We start from the raw sequence: 18650 nt of genomic DNA on the forward strand, positions 1-18650 counted from the left end.
CCCGAGAGGCGAGCCGTGTCCGACGACCACACAGGATTCACACTTCGCAGTGGTCCGCTGGTACCGCAACTCGAACAGTTGCTTCGCGGGCGAATCAGGCAAGGAACGTGGGCGCCGTCCGAGCGCATACCGAGCGAGGCGGCCCTCGCCGTCGAACTCGGCGTCGGGCGTTCCTCGATTCGCGAGGCAATCCGCCTCCTCGCTCGCGACGGACTACTCGAAGTCCGACACGGCGTCGGAACCTTCGTGGCTGCCGCGTCCGAACTCGAGCACGTCGACGAATTCACCAAACTTCTTCGACGCTCGAGGATCCTCGAGGTCTTCGAAGTCCGTCGCGCACTCGAGATCGAGGCCGCCAGACTGGCCGCGGAGCGGGTACAACCCGAGGACCTCGACGGCCTGCGGCGGCGACTGACCATGCGACACAGTCATTTCGAGGGTGATGTCGAGAAGTTCGTCGACGTCGACCTCGACTTCCACACCGAAGTCGTTCGACTGTCAGGAAACGCAGTTCTGCTCTCGCTTTTCACGTCGGTGCGTCCACTCCTTCGTGAATCCCTCGTCGAGATGATGGCCCACGAGGCCGGCGTCCCCGATACCTCACATGCCCATGATCAGTTGGTCGAGGCCCTTCAAGACGCCGACCCAGAAGCCGCGGTAGCGGCAACTCGAGCAAACATCGACACCGTCCTACGACGACTGCGTGTGCTCGACGCCTAAGAGAGGTTAGTTCTCGTGCAACACCCCACCGGCACAGTTCTGTCGACCGAACACGTGGATCTCGTCCGCGACGGCCGATACTTGTTGAAAGACATCAACATTTCGATCGAACCCGGACAACACTGGGTCCTCCTCGGCGCGAACGGCGCGGGCAAGAGCACGCTTCTGAGCCTGCTCGGAGCAACCGCCCACCCGACTCGCGGTTCCGTTTACGTCCTCGGCCACAAGTTGGGCCGCGTCGACATGAGGGAACTGCGGATGGACATCGGGCACGTGAACCCTCGTCACACGATCGGAATTCCGATCACCGTCCGCAACGTCGTGATCACCGGCCTCACCAACACCACCGAGGTGATGCCGCGCTGGTCACCGACGCCGGAGCAAGAGGCTCACGCCGACGCACTGATCGATCTACTCGGAATGAGTCCGCGTTCGGACGCACTGTGGCCCAACTTGTCCCAAGGCGAACGGGGACGAGCCCTGATCGCCCGCGCACTCATGGTCGAACCGCGCCTGCTTCTGCTCGACGAACCGGCGACCGGGCTCGATCTTGCTGCACGCGAACAACTCTTGACGGCACTGGACGACCTCCGCAATCAGAACCCGTCACTTGCCAGCATCCTCGTGACGCACCACATCGAGGAGATTCCGAGCACCACCACACATGCTCTTCTGATCAAGGACGGCGTCGTGACCGCCAGCGGCCTCGCCGAGGATGTGATCACCACCCAGAACATCAGCGAGTGCTTCGCGCATCCCATCGAGATCGAGCGTCGTGGTGGTCGGTGGAATGCTCAGTCGCGGCCACGCGAAAGAGTGTGACCGACAGTAGTTTCAGAGACGTCTGGCGCCGGGTCCCTCCCGGCCCAGTTCGTCTCCAGGGTTGAGCAGGTTGCATGTTTTCAGTGACAGACACCCGCAGCCGATACAGCCCGTCAGTTCGTCCTGCATCCGGTTGATGGCCTGCTTGCGATCCTCGAGGCGCTGATTCCACTCCGTGGAAATCTTGCGCCAGTCCTTCTTCGTCGGAGTTCGCCCCTGCGGCAACGATCCGAATACTTCGGCAACTTCGGCCAGGGGTATCCCGAATCTGACTGCCAACTGGATCAGCGACACCCGCCGGATCGAATGCCGCGGGAACTTCCTCATATTTCCTGCCGTCCGCTCCGCAGGAACCAGACCGAGTGTTTCGTAGTAGCGCACAGCCGACACGGCGACGCCAGTGCGCTCCGATACCTCGCCGATCGAGAGAAGTTCGTCACTCTTACGGATCATTCTGCCTCCCAATGGCTGCGCGACATTGACCTGAAGCGCACTCGAGATTCTACCTTCGACAACATGCACTCCCCCACCGATGCTCCCGCCGGAACCTGGCGGCAACTCCTGAGCGGTCGATACCTCGGCACCGCTACCGTCCTCGCAGGCGGCGTTGCGCTCTACGCGACCAACGTCTACCTGACGACCAGCCTGCTTCCGACTGCCATCGACGACATCGGCGGTCAGCAGTACTACGCCTGGACCGCGACGGTCTTCCTCATTGCTTCCGTCATCTCTTCGATGTTGGTCACCAACGTCCTCGCCGCCAGGGGACCGCGCGGGGCCTACCTGATCGGCCTCGCGATCTTCGCGCTCGGCACCGTTGTCTGTGCGGTCAGCCCGACGATGGAATTGCTGTTGGTCGGCCGCACGATCCAGGGTTCGGGCGGTGGCCTGCTGGCCGGTCTCGGTTACGCCGTCATCAATGCCGCGCTCCCCAGACATCTGTGGACTCGCGGGGCCGCGCTGGTTTCGGCGATGTGGGGAGTCGGCACCTTCGCCGGCCCTGCAATCGGCGGTGTCTTTGCTCAGTTCGGAGCCTGGCGATGGGCTTTCGGCGTCCTGGTCATCGCGACGATCGCAATCGCCGCTCTCGTCCCCAGCGCGCTACCGGCACATGAACCGGGCAGCACCACCAGTAACCCGGTGCCGGTCCTCTCGCTGGCATTGCTGACTGCGGCAGCTTTGCTGGTCAGCGTTGCCGGAATTCTGTCCAACCTCGCCGTGACCGCCGCAATGGTTCTCGCCGCTGTGCTGCTACTGATCGCTTTTGTCGCCGCAGACCGTCGCTCGCGCCACGGCGTACTACCGCCGTCGACGTTCAACGCGTCGTCCCTCAAATGGGTGTACCTGACCATCGTCGTCCTCGCTGTCGCGTCGACCGTCGAGACGTTCATTCCACTCTTCGGGCAACGACTTGCCGGCCTGGCGCCTCTCGCGGCCGGATTCCTCGGGGCCGCACTCGCTCTCGGCTGGACTCTCGGCGAAATCCCGAGCGCCTCGGCAACAGCCCCTCGTATCGTGCGACGAATCGTTGTCAGCGGTCCGATCCTCGTCGCGATCGGGTTGGGCATCATGGCAGCATTTCTCACCGAGCACGCCGGCGCCGGTGCGATGGTCGCGTGGGTGATCGGACTGCTGTTCGCCGGCGTCGGAATCGGCATCGCCTGGCCTCATCTTGCAGTCGGCGCGATGACTTCGGTCGCCGATCCCGGGGAAGGTGCGCGTGCCTCGGCTGCCATCAACACCGTGCAGTTGATCGCCAATGCATTCGGCGCAGCCCTGGCCGGAGTGCTGGTCAACATCGGCGAACCGTCGACGCTTCGTTCTGCGCAATTGCTTCTCTTCACCTTCGCCGCTGTCTCGATCATCGGCATTGCCGTGGCAGCTCGCGCACTTCCGCGAACGCCCGACAAAATCGGCAGCCCCGAAATCGTTCACGACGCTCGCTAAACTGTGAGAAACCCACACGGAGGAGTTGGCCAGTGACAGAACCGGATCCGGGCACAGCGGAAACCGACTTCCCGAAGACGGGAGCTCCCGCACAGCGCGCGCTGATCGCAGCGGGTTACACCCATCTCGCGCAGCTGACGTCCGTGTCCGAGAAGGAACTCGGCGCTTTGCACGGGATGGGACCGAAGGCCTTGAGGATTCTGCGCGAAGCACTCGCCGAACGTGGTCTGAGCTTCGCCGACTGAGCTCTCACATCAGACCAGGCTCGCCCGCACCTGGTTGCCACCTTCGCGCTTCGCTTCGTACATCACCGAGTCCGCGACGCGGAAGAGTTCGGCAAAAGCAGCGTCGACGGACTCACCCGGATTCCGGGGCGCGGTGCGGACCGCCATTCCGATGCTCGCGCTCGTCGGAGGATCATCGGTCGCTCCGTCCATGGCGGAGCGGATCTGTCCTTCCAGCCTGGAGATCACGCTGACCGGTACCCGTTCGACCACGACGAACTCGTCACCGCCCATACGAGCAGTCAAGGCGGACTGGGTTGTCCACAAACGGATGCGCAGTGCAGTTCGCATGATCGTGCTGTCTCCTACGTCATGGCCGTGAACGTCGTTGATCGTCTTGAAGCGATCGAGGTCGATCACCACCACGAGAACCGCATCGGCCTCGGTCACCGGAGGTCCCATCAGATCCTTCACACGACGCGAAAGTCCGCGACGGTTGAGCAGACCAGTCAACGGGTCTATGTCGGAAGTAGTGGCGTCGGATCCCAGAACTGCCAGAACCATTTGGGACACCACGGGAATCACAATGATGGTGGCCATCACGACCGCGATTTTCGCCAGTCCCAAGCCGACGTCCGCTACTGGCCCGAACAACAAAGTCCACCCCGAAAGCACTGTGACCGTCGAGGCGAAGACCAAGTGACCGACTTGCAGTTTCGGATTGTGGAAGAACGCGATGTAGCCGCCGATCGACGCGAAAACGACGCACGCGATGAGCCGTCCCAGCGGTTCCGAGTCGGTTGCGGCCGCCGCCGCAATCGCGACGTCGGAACCCACGACAAAGGTGTACGACCACAGCGGCGTCGGCGGAAACAGCCACCAGATCAGGGCCGCGCCGAGGCACAGTGCGATGACCGCCAGATTGACCGTTCGCCAGAACGTACCTTGCGGACCGACGTCACTGAATCGCGCCGACAGCAACACCAACCCCATCCAGAATGCCGTTCCGCCGACCAGCGCCCGACAGGAAGTCAAGAACCCGCGGTCCTCGAGGTACCTGCTGAAACTGTGGAACTGGTCCGGCAACTGCCACCAGCGCATGACAACGTCGACCAAACCGTTCATCGCCGGTCAGCCGATGCTGCTCCGCAACTTTTGGGCATACTTCGACGTAACGGACTCGCTGATTTCCCCCCGAAGCGCACTGGCATATCCGGCAGCATAGTCAGCGGCGACAGACAAACAAACCGTTCTGCCGGATTTGAATCGGTCGATCAACTCAAAGCGTCGTAGGCCGCCGATACGTACTGCGCCGATCTCTCGGAACCGAGCAGACCCGGCCCCATCTTGTTCATCACGTACGAGAACGTCATGCGCTTCTCGGTGTCGATGATGATCTGCGAGCCACCCCAACCTCCCCAGAAGCAGATTCGCCCCTCCGGAATGAACGGGACGGACTCGGGCGTCGGCAATCCGAATCCGACGCCGAAGCGGACCGGCACGCCGAGGACGAGGTCGACCCCGTACGACTGCTCCTCGAAGATCTTGTCGATCGTTTCCTCCGACAGCAAGCGAACGTCACCGACCTTGCCACCGCACGCGATCACCGATTGGATCCTTGCGAGTGCCCTCGCATTCGAATGACCGTTGGCCGCACCGATCTCGGCGGCGCGCCACCCGTCGGTCCACGAACCTGTAGCGTCAGCGGGCGGCGCGGTGAATGTCTTCACCATGATGTTGTCCATCCCGAGTGCCGCGATGTCGATCGGCAAAGGCGGTGGCGCAATCACATTCGAGACTCGCCCGTATTCCGACTTCGGCAAGCCCAGGCGGAAATCAGCATCGAGCGGGCCGGCGATTTCCTCGTCGATGAAGCTACCGAGGGTTCGTCCGTCGATGCGCCTCACGACCTCGCCGATCAGGTGGCCGTAGTTGAGGGCGTGATATCCGGATGCCGTACCCGGTTCCCACCACGGAGCCTGTGTCGCCAACCGGGCGGTGGCATATTCGTCGTCGCAGATGTTCTCGAGGGTGAACGGTTGATCCCACCCCGACACGCCCGAGGTGTGCGACAACAGTTGCCGGACCTGAATTCGGTCCTTGCCCGCTGCTGCGAATTCCGGCCAGTACTGCGCGACCGGGGCGTCGAGATCAAGCAACCCGCGGTCGACGAGCATGAGCGCGGCCAGTGCGGTCACGGTCTTGCTGCAGGACCAGACATTGGTGACGGTGTCGCGAGACCAAGGAGCAGTGTGCTCGAGGTCGACCCAACCGCCCCACATGTCGACGACGGATTCGCCGTCGATCGTCAGTGCGATCGCTGCCCCGACGTCCTCGCCGGAATCGAGATTGCGTGCCAGCGCCTCCTTCAAGCCAGAGAATCGCTGGTCACAAACGCCTTCGATGTTCGCCACTGACAGCCTCCACAGGAATGATGAAACTTGACGTCAACTTCAACTACGTTGAGTATGTGTCCGATTCACCTGTGGTGTCAATCACTTCAAGTGCCAGAGTCGGCTCAGACCAACGGGATTCCCTTGGCGATGCGCCGACGCAGATCCCAGAGATAGAAGTTGTAGGGAAACATCCGCAGAATCTTCGGACTGAACCGATTGACCAGCGCGGCGACGCGCATGGATCGGTCGAAGTTACGCTGCTGACGCACTGACCACGGGAGCCGCATTTCGTCACGAAAGGCTTGGGGCAGGAACCCGGTGGTGACAAATCGGTTGAGCGGACCGACCACGGGATGCAACAGCTTCGGAGTGAAGGTCGCCGACGCGATCCCGTAGAGATGCTCACGAATCGTCTCGTCGATCGCCACCTTGTCGAGGTTCTCGTTCCAGTAGACCTCGAACGCATCCCGGTCCGCCGGCCACATGTCGCGTCGCATCTGAAGGGTAGTACCGAACGTGGCGCTGCGCTGATAGAACGCATCCCGGGTTACCGGATCGAGATCCCCGTACAAGATTTTGTAGACGTCCTCGAAGCCTCGGTACAGGCAGGCGGCCACCCACAACTGCAGTTCCGGATCGAACGCGTTGTACTCGACCGCACTGTTCTCATCGGAGCGAACGTGCTTGTGCGAGCCATTGACTGCGCGCCGGTACAGCTTCTTTTCTTCGTCCGTCGCCAGGCTTGCGACGGCGAGATACGTCAGCGTCGTCCGGGTTCGCTTCACCGGATGCCGATCCAACCGACCCGTCTCGACCTTGCTCTCGTACACGCCGTACCCCACCGCCGGGCGCGCCAACTGCATGATGACGTTGGCGCCGGCGGCCAACAGTCCGAGCCCGGACATCGCCTTTTCAACCTCGGCGTCGATGTCGACCGCCTGGACGCCGACCGCTCCGATGCCGCCTGCCACCGCTTCCCCGCGCCCGCCCGTCGAATCCCTACTCACCGTCATGGCAGAACCCCTTCGAAGTCATATCTGCGAACGCATGTTCTCAGATGAGTGAAACGCTGAAATGCCGAGATGTCAAGCAATCTCGGGATGCAAAGATGGTCTTCATGAATGACCAACCGCGTTCGTACGGTGGCGTCGACGGCGCGCTCCGCGTAGCCCAACGACGGGAGGCACTGATCGAGGCCGGTCTGGAACTCATGGGGTCGGCCGAACCTGAACTGACGGTCCGCGGAGTGTGCAAGAAGGCCGGTGTCGCGGCGCGGTACTTCTACGAGAGCTTCACCGATCGTGATGCTCTGATGTCGGCCGTCTACGACACCGTCATCACGAACATCGCCGTTTCAACCCAGGCTGCAGTGGACGCCGCCGAGACCGAACGCGGCAAGGCGCTCGCTGGAATCGCGAACATCGTCCGCACTATCGCGAACGATCCCCGTCGCGGACGTCTACTGTTCTCCAACGCCCTGACGAGCCCTGTCCTGGCCGAGAAACGCCAAGCGTCGACGACGATATTCATCGGTCTCCTGGCCGCCAACGCGAAGACCTTCTACCGATTGAACGACAGCGGTCATCTGACCCTGACGGCCACGTTCCTGGTCGGAGGCCTGGCGCAGACCCTCAGTGCATGGCTCGACGGGTACATCGACGTGACGGAAGAAGAACTGGTCGCCGAATGTGCGGCGATCCTGCTCGCACCCGCCCTGCCGCCGTCTTGAGCTCCTGCATTCAGTCCCAGATCCCGATGTTGTCGAGGTGAGCGAGAAGTCGAGCAGCGCCGTCGGAGAACTGCAGACTCATCTGCGCGTCCACCTGTTCTCGATCGTGCTTCTCGAACGCCGCGATCAAAGCATCGTGGCTCGATACCGCAAGCTCACCCCAGCCTGGATCCGTCGCGTAGAGACGAGCCGGGGTGTACCGAATCGCGCCGAACAGGAACCATGCCAACTTCGCACCACCCGCAGCGCGATTGATCAGGCGATGGAACTCGAATTCGCACTGCTGGATCGCAGCTGCATCCGAAGCGTCGACCGCCGCTCGCAAATCGGCATTGAGTTCCGTGAGTTCCGCGAGTTGATCAGCGGTGATGCTGTCCATCGCCCGCAACGCCAGCTTGACCGCGATCTGCCCCTGCAACCAGAAGATGTCTTCGATGTCCTGGCGACTGAGGGGCGAGACGAGATAGCCGCGATGCGGAACCAACTCGACCATCCCCTCGCCGCGTAATGCGACGAGGGCTTCTCGCACCGGCGTGACGCTGACCCCGAGGTCGGCCGCGGTTTCGTCCAGCCTGACGAACTCGCCCGGACGGACCGAGCCGGACATGATCAGGTTGCGAACGTGGTTGGCCACGTCCTCCGACAACTGTGGACGTCTCCTCAGCTCAGATGTCGCTCTCCGAGTGCGTGCAGACGTTGCCACAACCGATCCTCACAGTCCGTACGTTTTGCCGATGATGTCTCGCTGAATCTCGTTGGTACCACCATAAATGGAGGACACAAGAGTCTTTCGCACATGGTGCTCCATGTCGAACTCAGTCGCGTAACCGTACCCACCCATCATCTGCATCCCCTCGAGCGCGACCTTCTTGGCAGTCTCGGTCAGCTTGAGCTTGGCCATCGACGCTTCCCGCGGGAACATCTTGGTCGGGTTGGCGTCGACCATTCGGGCCACGCTGTAGACCAGCAGACGGCCGCATTCGATCTCCGTGGCGAGATCCGCGATCCGGTGGCGAAGCGCCTGAAACGATCCGACCGGACGGCCGAACTGCTTACGCGTGGTGACGAATTCGAGGGTGTCGTCGAAAGCGCGCTGCGCGGTCCCGAGCATCATCGCCGCGAGGATGAGGCGTTCGATGTTGAGTCCGGCCATGAGTTGACGCCAGCCGTTGCCGACTTCCCCAACCACCGCGTCCTCGGGCAGGAATGTGTCGGTGAAGTAGAGATCGTTGACCTCCTTGCCGCCCATGGTGTCGATTCCACTGATCTTCAATCCGGCGATGTCGGCCGGGACATGGAACATGGTCAAGCCCTCGTGCTTGCCTTCACCTCGGGACGTGCGAGCCACCAGAAGGATGTTCTCGGCGAAGTGCGCGTTGGAACACCACGTCTTCTGGCCGTTGATCAGCCACCCACCGTCGACCTTCTCGGCGCGGCAACTCAGATTTCCCACGTCGGAGCCCGCTTCGGGTTCGGACATCGAGATCGACTGAGACGCGCCACGGACGATCCCGCCGAGCACTGCCTCCTTCTGGGCCGGACTGCCGAACTTCTCGTATGCAGCCCCGGTGATGACGGTCGGGCCGAGTCCACCGATCGGCGCCATGCCCTTGGCGGCTTCCTCCAGGAAGATGCACAGGTCGACCGTGCTTCCGGCGGATCCGCCGTATTCCTCCGGGACAGTCAGCCCGAGCCATCCCAATTCCGCCATCTTCTCGTAGAACGCCTGGTTGTGGTTATGGGCGCCATGATCGGTCAGCAGGTCTCGCTGCTCACGGGTACCACTTTCCTTCTTGCAGAACGACGCTACCGACTTGGCGAAATCAGACTGCTCCTGCGTGAAATCCATGTACATCGAAAACTCCCGAGTGAGATGAGGCTGGAGGCTTGTCGGAGCTCGGTCCGACGCATACTGTGACTACCAGCACAGTAAATCACATCACATATATGTGATGCACCGACATGTGGAGGATCTGAAGAACATGACAGAACAGCTCGGCCGCCAGAGCACGTCCACGTCGACAGATCCGAGATCGGACGATCACACTTTCGCGAGCCTCGACCCTCGCAACGATTCCGTGGTCGCGCAGCACCCCATTGCAGACCAGCAGGAGATCGAGAAAGCGGTCGCCGCAGCACGCACGGCGTCGAAGTGGTGGGATCAACTCGGATTCCAAGGCCGCCGGAAGGTGCTCGGCAATTTCCGCGCCGCGATCGCCACTCACGCCGAATCGATGGCGGCGATCATTTCCGCCGAGACCGGAAAACCCAGCGACGACGCCCTTCTCGAAGTCATGCTGGCCGTCGAACATCTCGACTGGGCGGCACGCAACGCACAGAAAGTGTTGCGCCGCAGACGCGTCGGTGCAGGACTGATCAGCGCCAACCAGTCTGCATCCGTTGGCTACCGGCCGATGGGCGTCGTCGGCGTGATCGGCCCCTGGAACTATCCGCTGTACACACCGATGGGGTCGATCGGCTACGCACTGGCCGCCGGCAACGCCGTAGTCTTCAAACCGAGCGAACTCTCACCAGGCGTCGGCGTCGAATTGGCCCGGCTGTGGAACATCGCCGCACCCGGACACCCTGTCCTGCAGACCATTACCGGTGACGGAAAAACCGGTGCACTTCTGTGTTCGTCCGGTGTCGACAAGATCGCATTCACCGGTTCGACCGCTACCGCAAAGCGCGTAATGGCCGCCTGCGCGGACACCCTCACCCCCCTGGTCGCCGAATGCGGCGGCAAGGACGCCATGCTGGTGGACTCCGACGCCAACCTCGATGCGGCCGTGAGCTTCGCGGCATTCGGGGCAGTGGGCAACGGCGGACAAACCTGTGCCGGCGTCGAACGAATCTACGTCGCAGCGCCCGTGTACGACGCCTTCCTGTCCAAGCTCACCGCCGCGCTACGAGACGCCCACGCCGGCGCCACCGACAGCTCGACCTACGGGCCGATGACGCTGGGAAAGCAGACTGGGATAGTCCGGGGCCAGATCGAAGACGCTCTCAGTCGCGGCGCGAAAGCTGTACTCGGCGGACTTGATTCGTTCAACGGTCCGTTCATCGATCCGATCATCCTGACGGATGTTCCGGAGGATTCCACGGCGATCACCGAGGAGACGTTCGGCCCGAGCGTCGTGGTGAACAAGGTCGCCGACATGAACGAGGGGATCGAGCGCGCCAATGCATCGAAGTACGGCTTGGGCGCCTCGGTGTTCACCAAGAGTTCGTCGAAGGGCCGAGCGATCGCCGAAAAGCTCGAATGCGGTGTCGTCACGGTCAATTCGGTTCTCGGATTCGCCGGAATCGCCGCCCTGCCGTTCGGCGGGGTCGGCGATTCCGGATTCGGCCGTATCCACGGAGCCGATGGGCTGCGTGAGTTCAGCAGTGTGAAATCACTGGCCGTTCAGAAGTTCAACGCTCCGCTGGACCTGCTGACCATCGAGCGAAAAGCCAGGGACATGAAGATCTCACGTTGGATGCTGGCGAAACGCCACGCGAAGTCCTGAGGGATCAGGCGATCAGCCGGCGGTGACGAGCACCTGCTCGTCGCTGTCGGCTGCTTCGAGTTCACGAACCAGCGGAAGCACCTTGGCCCCGAAGTATTCGATCTCCTCCTGGAAATGCAGGAATCCGCCGAGAATCAGATCGACACCGCGACGGCGATATTCGACGATCCGATGCGCGATTTGTTCCGGCGTGCCGATCAGTTGTGAGCGGAAACCGTCGTTGTACTGAACCAAGTCCTCGAACGTCGAATCCGCCCACATCCCGTCCTTGGACGCGGTCGATGCGCCGGCCTGTTGGACTGCATTCTTGAATCCCTCGACCGCAGGGCGGTTGGCCTTGGCGATGATCTCGCGCAGTGTGTCCTTTGCTTCCGCCTCGGTGTCGCGGGCGATGATGAATCCGTTGAGCCCGAACTTGACCTCCCGATCGTTCTCACGAGCAACACGGCGAACGTCGACCAACTGTTCGGTGACGCCGTCGTAGTCCTTGCCGTTACTGAAGTACCAATCCGAATACCGGCCCGCGTTCTCACGGGCTGCCGCCGAGTTACCACCTTGGAACAGTTCGGGATTGGGGCGCTCCGGAGTGTTGAGAGGCTTCGGCTTCAACGTGAAGTCGTGGATGCGGTAGAAGTCGCCGCGGAAATCGACGTCGTCCTCCGTCCAGATCTTACGAAGAACCTGAAGGAACTCGGCGCTACGCCGATAACGCTCGTCGTGCTCGAGCCACGGCTCGCCTAGATGTGTGAACTCGTCCTTGAACCAACCACTGACGACGTTGACGGCAAATCGACCGTTCGACAGGTGGTCAGCGGTAGCGCCCAGTTTCGCCAACACTGCCGGCTGCCAGAGTCCCGGATGCACCGCGGCGATCACCTTGAGCTTCTCAGTGGCCAGGAGAAGCGCAAGGCTGAAGCTCGTGGATTCGTGCTGGAATTCGGCCCCATAGCTCGCCTCGTAACGTACCTGGCTCAGGGCGTACTCGAAGCCGTTGTTCTCGGCGGTCTGTGCCAGCTTCTTGTTGTACTCGTAGTCCCAGCTGGTCCGCTGCTCGATGTCGGAGGTGACCAGACCACCACTGACATTGGGCACCCAGTAGGCGAACTTGATCTCGTCGGCGATACGTTCAGTAGACATGAAACCCAGCAAACATGCAGTTCCCAGTGGTTTCCAGGGTAGCGATCACACAGGTTGTAAGTGTTGGGTGGGTGCTGCGACTGTGAAACGGTGGCAGCATGACTGCTGTGGACATTCAGGAGATCGCGCACCGCATCACCAGCGAGGACGAGGCGCTCTCGGTGGCGTCACAGCTGTCCGACGAGTTCGCGGCAGGTGCCGGAGTCCGCGATGCGCAGCGCCTCCTTCCCCACGACGAGGTTCGCACCCTGGCGCGGTCCGGCTTGCTCGGACTCTCGGTGCCGAAGGAGTTCGGTGGCATCGACGCAAGCACCGAGACGTTGGCCGAGGTCTTCCGCCTACTCGCCGAGGGCGATCCCAGCATCGCGCAGATTCCGCACAGCCACTTCACTTTCCTGGAAGCGCTCCGGTACCAGGGGTCTAACGAGCAGAAGCAGTTCTTCTACGCCGAAGCGTTGTCGGGCAAGCAGTTCGCCAACGCCCAGAGCGAGCGCGGCAACAAGACCATCGACATCGACGGCACCACTCTCACCCCCGACGGGGAAGACTTTGTGCTCGAAGGTCAAAAATTCTATTGCACAGGAGCGCTTTTCGCAGATTGGATCGTGGTGCGTGCCGCCAATGCGGATCAATTCACCGAGACCGGCGCACAGGTGAAATCCGCGGTCTACCTACCCCGGAATACTCCCGGACTGTCGATCGTCGACGACTGGGACGGCATGGGACAGAAGACAACTGCAAGCGGAACCGTGACCCTGGAATCCGTTTCGGTGCCGCAGTTCAATGTCGTACCCTTCACGTCGCTCTTCACTCACCCGACCACCTACGGAGCACAGGCCCAGATCCTGCACGCCGCGATCGACACCGGCATCGCGTCGGCTGCACTGCGTGAATCCGTGAAACTCGCGGCAAAGGCGCGTCCCTTCTTCGAGGCGAAAGTCGATACAGCGGTGGAGGATCCACTGCTCGTTCAACTCGCCGGCGAAGCGGCCATCGAGGTTCGCGCTGCCAGATCCCTCTTGGCGGAAGCAGCGCGATCGATCGACGTGGCGCGTCGTGATCCCACCGAGGACTCCACGGCTCGAGCATCCATCGACGCTGCAACTGCCAAAGTGGTCGGCGCCAGGGCGTCATTGGCGGCCACGAGCACTTTGTTCGAGATCGGTGGCACCAGAAGCGCGGGCGAATCGGCGAACCTCTCCCGATTCTGGCGTGACGCGCGCACGCACACCCTGCACGATCCGACGAGGTGGAAGGTCCAGCACATCGGCCGGTGGACACTGTCCGGGACAATCCCACCGCGGCACGGGCTGCTGTGAACACATCAGTCGGAGTTCATATATCCGCTGATCAAGACTTCCAGTCCTTCCAAGTAGCTCTCAGTCGTCGTCCCTCCCGGCCAGTCCTCGAGCACCTCACTGAGCACCGGCAGTTTCTCGGGCCCGATTTCTCGGATCTTGACCGCGAGAGGTGACACGCTGCCTTCCGGTCGCGTAGTGGTGTCGTAGATGTTGAGCAATGCGCCGAGTGTGTAGTTCCACAGCGCTCGATAGACCAACAGTGCGCGACGAGGTGACATACCGAGTTCGACACACGCAGCCATCGCCCGATCGACCAAGACCACAGCGCCGCTCCCACCACGGCCACCGCGCTGAAGCAACTCGATGATCCAGCGCTCCGACGCCAGCTTTTCGAAGATCGCAGTGAAGATCGTGCGAAGCCGTTCGACCTGATCCTGCGGCAGGACCAGCGCGCCGAGATCTTGTGAGTACACATCGAGCACCGCGCTGATCAGCTGTTCCTTGTCGCCCACGTGCCGGTACAGCGCCATCGGCGTGGTGCCGAGCGACTTCGCCAACGCGCGCATGCTCAACGCGTCGGCACCGCCGGTCTGAAGCTGCCGTTTCGCCTCGTCGACTATCTGCTCCGACGTGATCGTCGGGGGACGTCCGAGCCGCGGTGATCTCGGTTCCATCTTTTCGGCCATCCGTCGATTGTGCGCGCCCTTGCTACGACGCCCTCGCCCGGGGAACCCCTTGCATCTCAGTCGCCAGCAAGGTAAACCTAACTACTTATGAGAACGCGTATACAAATTAGGTACCTGTAATGACAACAACAACTCGAGCGGTAGCCGCACCGGCTCTGGTCCTCACAGCCGCCGCGGCAGCGCAATTCCTGGTGGCCTTCGACATGTCGGTCATCAACGTCGCACTGCCCGACATCCAGGAATCGCTGAACTTTTCCGACGCCGGGTTGTCCTGGGTCGTCAACGCGTACGCCCTCGCCTTCGGCGGACTGCTGCTTCTCGGCGGTCGTCTGTGCGACGTGATGGGCACTCGGCGAGTTCTGGTTTCCGGGCTTCTGCTGTTCGCCCTCGTCAGCATCGTCGGCACCTTCTCCGTGTCCGCCGAAATGCTTGTCGGAGCTCGGGCGCTTCAAGGCGTCGGCGCTGCACTGATCGCGCCGGCCGGGCTCGCCGCACTCAGTCAGGCCTTTCCCACCGGACGCGCCAGGGCCAAGGCATTCGGCATCGGCGCAATGTCGTCAGCACTGGGCGGCGCACTCGGTGTCGTCCTGAGCGGCATTTTGACCGAAGGGCTCAGTTGGCGATGGGTGATGTTCGCCGGCGCACCAGTGGCCCTGATCGCCGCAGTTGCCGGTGCCCGTGGCCTGCCGGCCGGCCAAGCCGCCAGAGGCGGCTCTCTCGATCTCCCCGGAGCCATCTTGGCGACGGCCGGAATCACCGCCCTTGTCGGCACAGTGATCGCCACGGAATCACATTCCTGGACTTCGGGTTACGTGCTGGGTGGATTCGCGCTCACGATCGCGCTGCTCACTGCTTTCGTTGTGGTCGAAAGCCGCTGCGCCACACCACTGGTACGACTGTCCACCCTGCTTCGACCCCGAATCGGACTGGCCAACGCCATCATGTGCCTGGTGTGCGCGGCACAGTTCAGCGCGTTCTTCTTCGTCTCACTCTTCCTGCAACGCGGGCTGGGCTATTCACCGACCACCACCGGTCTGGCTTTCCTGCCCTTCTGCTTCGGCCTGGTGATCGGCATCCTCGCGTCCACCAAACTCCTTCCGCGCTACGGAGTTCGACCGCTGCTCGTAGTCGGGACAGCAGTCGCCGCAATCGGAACTTTCATGTTTTCGACCATGAACCTCGACAGTCCCTTCTGGGCCGTCATCCTGGTGCCTTCGCTTCTGGCGAGCATCGGCATCGGTCTGTCGTTCATGCCGCTCAGTAACGTCGCCACCGCCGACGCTCCCCCCGAAGAAGTCGGCATGGCATCCGGGCTACTGAGTACATCGCGTCAGATCGGCGGTTCACTCGGACTAGCCGTTCTCGTGAGCGTCGCCGCTTCCTCGACGGCACGTTCGGACAGCGCGCCGACCGAAGCACTGGTTTCCGGATACTCCCAAGCCCTCTTCGTCTGCTCCGGCCTACTGCTGGCCGGTACCCTCCTGTCCTTCTTCTTCCCACGAATGGATCGTTGACCTCAGATGTTCACCACCCGAACCGCATTCGGCATCGTCTCGGCGCTTCTCCTGACCGTCGCCGGCGCAAGCGCGTGCAGCAGCTCCGCCGAGTCCGACACCGCCTCTGCAACTCGCTCCGTCACCCACGAACTCGGCACCGTCGAAGTTCCGGCCTCACCGCAGCGCATTCTCGCGCTCGACGAGTACGCGGGGTTGAGTGCACTCGCACTCGGCGTGAAGCCCACCGTCGTCTACAGCACCCTGCGATCGGACGTCGCCAAGTCGATTCTGCGCGAGCAGGGCGTCGAAGTTCTCGACAAGCCGACTTTCTTCGCCAACCCCGCCGTCGAGGAGATCGCGTCCGTCGAACCCGACGAGATCTTGATGAGCAATGCCGGTCCACTACCGAGCCTGTTCGCGCAGATCAATTCCGTGGCGCCAACCTTGGTCCTCCCGTACTCGGCGCCGTGGCGTGATGTGCTCGAACAAGCTGGGGCACAGCTCGATCGAGGCAGCGAAGCTACCGCCATGATCGGAAAGCTGGAATCCGGCCTCGAAGGCGTCAAGTCCGCGGCTGCCGGCCAGAGCCTTGCGATCCTTCTCGGCTACAGCGGAAACCTGTTCACCGTGCCACCGACCACTCCCATCTCCACACTGGTCACCGAGGCCGGATTCACCAGGCCGGCATCGGAAGTCAACGCGACCAACAATCAAGACACCGGCACGATTTCCCCCGTCTCGCCGGAACTCCTACCCGAGCATGCGGCGCAGACCGTCGCCGTACTTTCCGGGCAGCAGTACGACGCATCCATCGTGCGAAACACTCCACTGTTCGACAACCTGACACCCGATCCGGCGCACGCTCTGGACGTCAGCGGTGATCTCTGGTTCGGCAGCCATCCTTTTGCCATCTACTGGATCATCCAGGATCTGGACGGCATCGCACATGGCAAGGGGCAGAACAGCATCGGAACCCTCGACAGTGCCGACGCGCGATGGGCGGCATTCAGCGCGCTCTGACGTCCTGACGGAAGGTCAGCGGAGAAACGCCCACCCGGGTGGCGAAGAATTTTGTGAAGTTCGCAGAATCGTCGAATCCCAACTTCGACGCCACCTGGGTGACCGTGTCCGTACCGAAAGACAGCAGACGTTTCGCTTCGAGAATCACACGCTGATCGATGTACTGCTTTGCCGTCATTCCCGCAGCGGCTCGGGTGGCCCGCAGTACAGTCTTCTCGGAGTACCCGATCTTGTTGGCGTACTCCGAAACCGAACGGACCGTGGCGAAGTCACGTTCGACAACGGCATGAAACCTTTCGAACACGTCATTGTGTGCCAGCACGGAACTCTGTTCCTGTCCACCGAGATGAGTCAGTTTCAACAGAATTGCTGTCAGCGTGTGCCGCAGAATGGCCGCGCGAACGACCGGCGCGGAAGTATCCGGGCAGCCGTAGTTCAGGTTCAGGTGTTTCATACCCGTGCTGATGGTCTCGAGGTTCTCGCCGGACAACTGCCACGCTGCCTGCCGACTGCGAGCGTTCCCGTCCAACAACTGCTGGCTGACGGCATCGAGCGACGAGGGCGTGAACAGAACAACCGTCGCCTCGAAGTCCTGGATTCGCCCCCACTGTTGCACCTGCCCCGGTCTGACCCAGAACACGGTCCCCGGGCTCACCGCGTAGTTCACGAAGTCGATGGTGTGTAGCGCCGAGCCCTCGGTCACCAGCGCGAGCAAGTGAAATTGCGGACGTTGGGGGCCGACGAACTCTGCGCTTCCCCCGTTGATGCGAATGGTGTCCAGGCTGAGTACTTCGATCTCGGTCGCGTCAGCCACCGAAGATGCGTACCCGACGTCCCGGACGGGTACTTGTCTGTTTTTCACTAGTTCGGGACTCATCTTCACCGTGACCGAATACCCGAATGCGACATATCGTCAGGGTATCAATCAGTTCACGCTCGGATAGGAATCTTCCAGTGCAGACATCACGCTCGGAAACAGCAGGCAAGACGCAACTCACCTACGTCTTCGACGCCTATTGCGGGTGGTGTTTCGGCTTCGGCCCTGCGTTGACGGAGTTCGTCCGTCAAAATGCCGATTCCATCGACTTGTCCGTGGTCAGCGGCGGACTGTTCACCGGTGAGCGCGTCGCGCCCATGTCTTCGGCTCCGTACCTGAAATCAGCCAACGCCACCATCGCCGCCCAGACCGGCGCTGTCTTCGGTGACGGATATTCACAACTGGTGACTGATGGGCGGTTCGTCATGGATTCGACGGATGCAGCGATCGGACTCGCCGCACTGCGCGCGCAAGATCCGACACGCGCCCTCGACATCGCGGAGGCCATGCAGATCGCGTTCTACCGAGACGGGCGCAGCCTTTCCGATCCCGAGACATACCGATCCATCGCGGAATCCCTCGAACTCGACCCATCTGCCGCGGTGTCTTCCCTGTTCACCGCCGCCTCGAAGGATGCCGCCCGCGCTGATTTCGTCCGAGCACGCAGGCTCGACGCCACTTCGTTTCCGACGCTGTTGTTCCACGGGAGCGACGGGTCCGTCGTGAAATTCGGTTCTCCGACCAGTACCGCGGCCGATCTCACCCGCGACCTGAACACGTGCGTGCGGGCGTATGCGGTGGCTTGACCCACCCACCTTGCGAGCGAAAGGTACGCCCGACGCCTTC

General features: G+C 62.0%; 19 protein-coding genes. 10 read left to right on the forward strand and 9 right to left on the reverse strand.

The window, feature by feature from the left end:
• Nucleotides 1–15: 15 nt before the first annotated feature.
• On the forward strand, nt 16–720 hold the full coding sequence (locus P3G66_RS15125) for a FadR/GntR family transcriptional regulator (RefSeq protein ID WP_019745713.1): 705 nt from the start codon (nt 16–18) through the stop codon (nt 718–720).
• Nucleotides 721–735: 15 nt separating this feature from the next.
• The gene (locus tag P3G66_RS15130) at nt 736–1542 is read left to right on the forward strand and encodes an ATP-binding cassette domain-containing protein (RefSeq protein ID WP_276116786.1); all 807 of its coding nucleotides are present in this window, start codon (nt 736–738) and stop codon (nt 1540–1542) included.
• Between the two features lie 12 nt (nt 1543–1554).
• Here P3G66_RS15130 and soxR read toward each other — a convergent pair whose 3' ends face one another.
• Nucleotides 1555–1995, reverse strand: a complete 441-nt coding sequence (soxR, locus tag P3G66_RS15135; protein ID WP_003943238.1) for a redox-sensitive transcriptional activator SoxR — start codon at nt 1993–1995, stop codon at nt 1555–1557.
• Between the two features lie 63 nt (nt 1996–2058).
• Between soxR and P3G66_RS15140 the strand changes: the two genes are divergently transcribed.
• Nucleotides 2059–3489, forward strand: a complete 1431-nt coding sequence (locus tag P3G66_RS15140) for an MFS transporter (RefSeq protein WP_276116787.1) — start codon at nt 2059–2061, stop codon at nt 3487–3489.
• A 32-nt stretch (nt 3490–3521) separates the two neighbouring features.
• The gene (locus P3G66_RS15145) at nt 3522–3734 is read left to right on the forward strand and encodes a DNA-binding protein (protein WP_276116788.1); all 213 of its coding nucleotides are present in this window, start codon (nt 3522–3524) and stop codon (nt 3732–3734) included.
• Between the two features lie 9 nt (nt 3735–3743).
• Here P3G66_RS15145 and P3G66_RS15150 read toward each other — a convergent pair whose 3' ends face one another.
• The 3 genes from P3G66_RS15150 to P3G66_RS15160 all read right to left on the reverse strand — a co-directional run bounded on the left by P3G66_RS15150 (nt 3744) and on the right by P3G66_RS15160 (nt 7122).
• A complete protein-coding gene (locus P3G66_RS15150) occupies nt 3744–4838 on the reverse strand; it encodes a GGDEF domain-containing protein (protein ID WP_037130565.1) in 1095 nt (364 codons plus the stop codon).
• 149 nt (nt 4839–4987) lie between these two features.
• The gene (locus P3G66_RS15155; protein ID WP_054825644.1) at nt 4988–6127 is read right to left on the reverse strand and encodes a serine hydrolase domain-containing protein; all 1140 of its coding nucleotides are present in this window, start codon (nt 6125–6127) and stop codon (nt 4988–4990) included.
• A gap of 104 nt (nt 6128–6231) precedes the next feature.
• A complete protein-coding gene (locus P3G66_RS15160) occupies nt 6232–7122 on the reverse strand; it encodes an oxygenase MpaB family protein (RefSeq protein ID WP_276116789.1) in 891 nt (296 codons plus the stop codon).
• A 95-nt stretch (nt 7123–7217) separates the two neighbouring features.
• On the opposite strand from P3G66_RS15160, the gene P3G66_RS15165 reads away from it, so the two are divergent.
• A complete protein-coding gene (locus tag P3G66_RS15165; RefSeq protein WP_276116790.1) occupies nt 7218–7838 on the forward strand; it encodes a TetR family transcriptional regulator in 621 nt (206 codons plus the stop codon).
• 10 nt (nt 7839–7848) lie between these two features.
• On the opposite strand, the gene P3G66_RS15170 is transcribed toward P3G66_RS15165, so the two are convergent.
• Entirely contained in the window at nt 7849–8541 is a 693-nt protein-coding gene (locus tag P3G66_RS15170) for a GntR family transcriptional regulator (protein ID WP_276116791.1), read from the reverse strand.
• A gap of 9 nt (nt 8542–8550) precedes the next feature.
• Nucleotides 8551–9693, reverse strand: a complete 1143-nt coding sequence (locus P3G66_RS15175) for an acyl-CoA dehydrogenase family protein (RefSeq protein WP_276116792.1) — start codon at nt 9691–9693, stop codon at nt 8551–8553.
• Nucleotides 9694–9820: 127 nt separating this feature from the next.
• On the opposite strand from P3G66_RS15175, the gene P3G66_RS15180 reads away from it, so the two are divergent.
• The gene (locus P3G66_RS15180; protein ID WP_050656790.1) at nt 9821–11347 is read left to right on the forward strand and encodes an aldehyde dehydrogenase family protein; all 1527 of its coding nucleotides are present in this window, start codon (nt 9821–9823) and stop codon (nt 11345–11347) included.
• Between the two features lie 12 nt (nt 11348–11359).
• Here P3G66_RS15180 and sfnG read toward each other — a convergent pair whose 3' ends face one another.
• Nucleotides 11360–12484, reverse strand: coding sequence for a dimethylsulfone monooxygenase SfnG (gene sfnG, locus P3G66_RS15185; RefSeq protein WP_007730790.1), 1125 nt, complete (start codon nt 12482–12484; stop codon nt 11360–11362).
• A gap of 98 nt (nt 12485–12582) precedes the next feature.
• Here sfnG and P3G66_RS15190 point away from each other — a divergent pair, with 98 nt between their 5' ends.
• Nucleotides 12583–13803, forward strand: coding sequence for an SfnB family sulfur acquisition oxidoreductase (locus P3G66_RS15190; protein WP_054825643.1), 1221 nt, complete (start codon nt 12583–12585; stop codon nt 13801–13803).
• Nucleotides 13804–13808: 5 nt separating this feature from the next.
• Here the strand turns inward: P3G66_RS15190 and P3G66_RS15195 are convergent, their stop codons facing one another.
• Nucleotides 13809–14471: a TetR/AcrR family transcriptional regulator gene (locus P3G66_RS15195; RefSeq protein ID WP_003943078.1), complete on the reverse strand. Its 663-nt coding sequence runs from the start codon at nt 14469–14471 to the stop codon at nt 13809–13811.
• A 119-nt stretch (nt 14472–14590) separates the two neighbouring features.
• On the opposite strand from P3G66_RS15195, the gene P3G66_RS15200 reads away from it, so the two are divergent.
• Both P3G66_RS15200 and P3G66_RS15205 read left to right on the forward strand, forming a co-directional pair.
• Nucleotides 14591–15985 carry an MFS transporter gene (locus P3G66_RS15200; protein WP_003942889.1) on the forward strand — a complete coding sequence of 465 codons (1395 nt, stop codon included), beginning with the start codon at nt 14591–14593 and terminating at the stop codon, nt 15983–15985.
• 6 nt (nt 15986–15991) lie between these two features.
• Nucleotides 15992–16987 carry an ABC transporter substrate-binding protein gene (locus P3G66_RS15205; protein WP_003943156.1) on the forward strand — a complete coding sequence of 332 codons (996 nt, stop codon included), beginning with the start codon at nt 15992–15994 and terminating at the stop codon, nt 16985–16987.
• Here P3G66_RS15205 and P3G66_RS15210 read toward each other — a convergent pair.
• Nucleotides 16974–17801: an AraC family transcriptional regulator gene (locus tag P3G66_RS15210; RefSeq protein ID WP_003942951.1), complete on the reverse strand. Its 828-nt coding sequence runs from the start codon at nt 17799–17801 to the stop codon at nt 16974–16976. The genes P3G66_RS15205 and P3G66_RS15210 overlap by 14 nt on opposite strands.
• Nucleotides 17802–17941: 140 nt before the next feature.
• Here P3G66_RS15210 and P3G66_RS15215 point away from each other — a divergent pair, with 140 nt between their 5' ends.
• A complete protein-coding gene (locus tag P3G66_RS15215; RefSeq protein ID WP_003943239.1) occupies nt 17942–18610 on the forward strand; it encodes a DsbA family protein in 669 nt (222 codons plus the stop codon).
• Nucleotides 18611–18650: the final 40 nt, after the last annotated feature.

Source organism: Rhodococcus sp. C3V, from assembly GCF_029269915.1.
In the GTDB taxonomy this organism is placed as follows: Bacteria; Actinomycetota; Actinomycetes; order Mycobacteriales; family Mycobacteriaceae; genus Rhodococcus_F; species Rhodococcus_F qingshengii.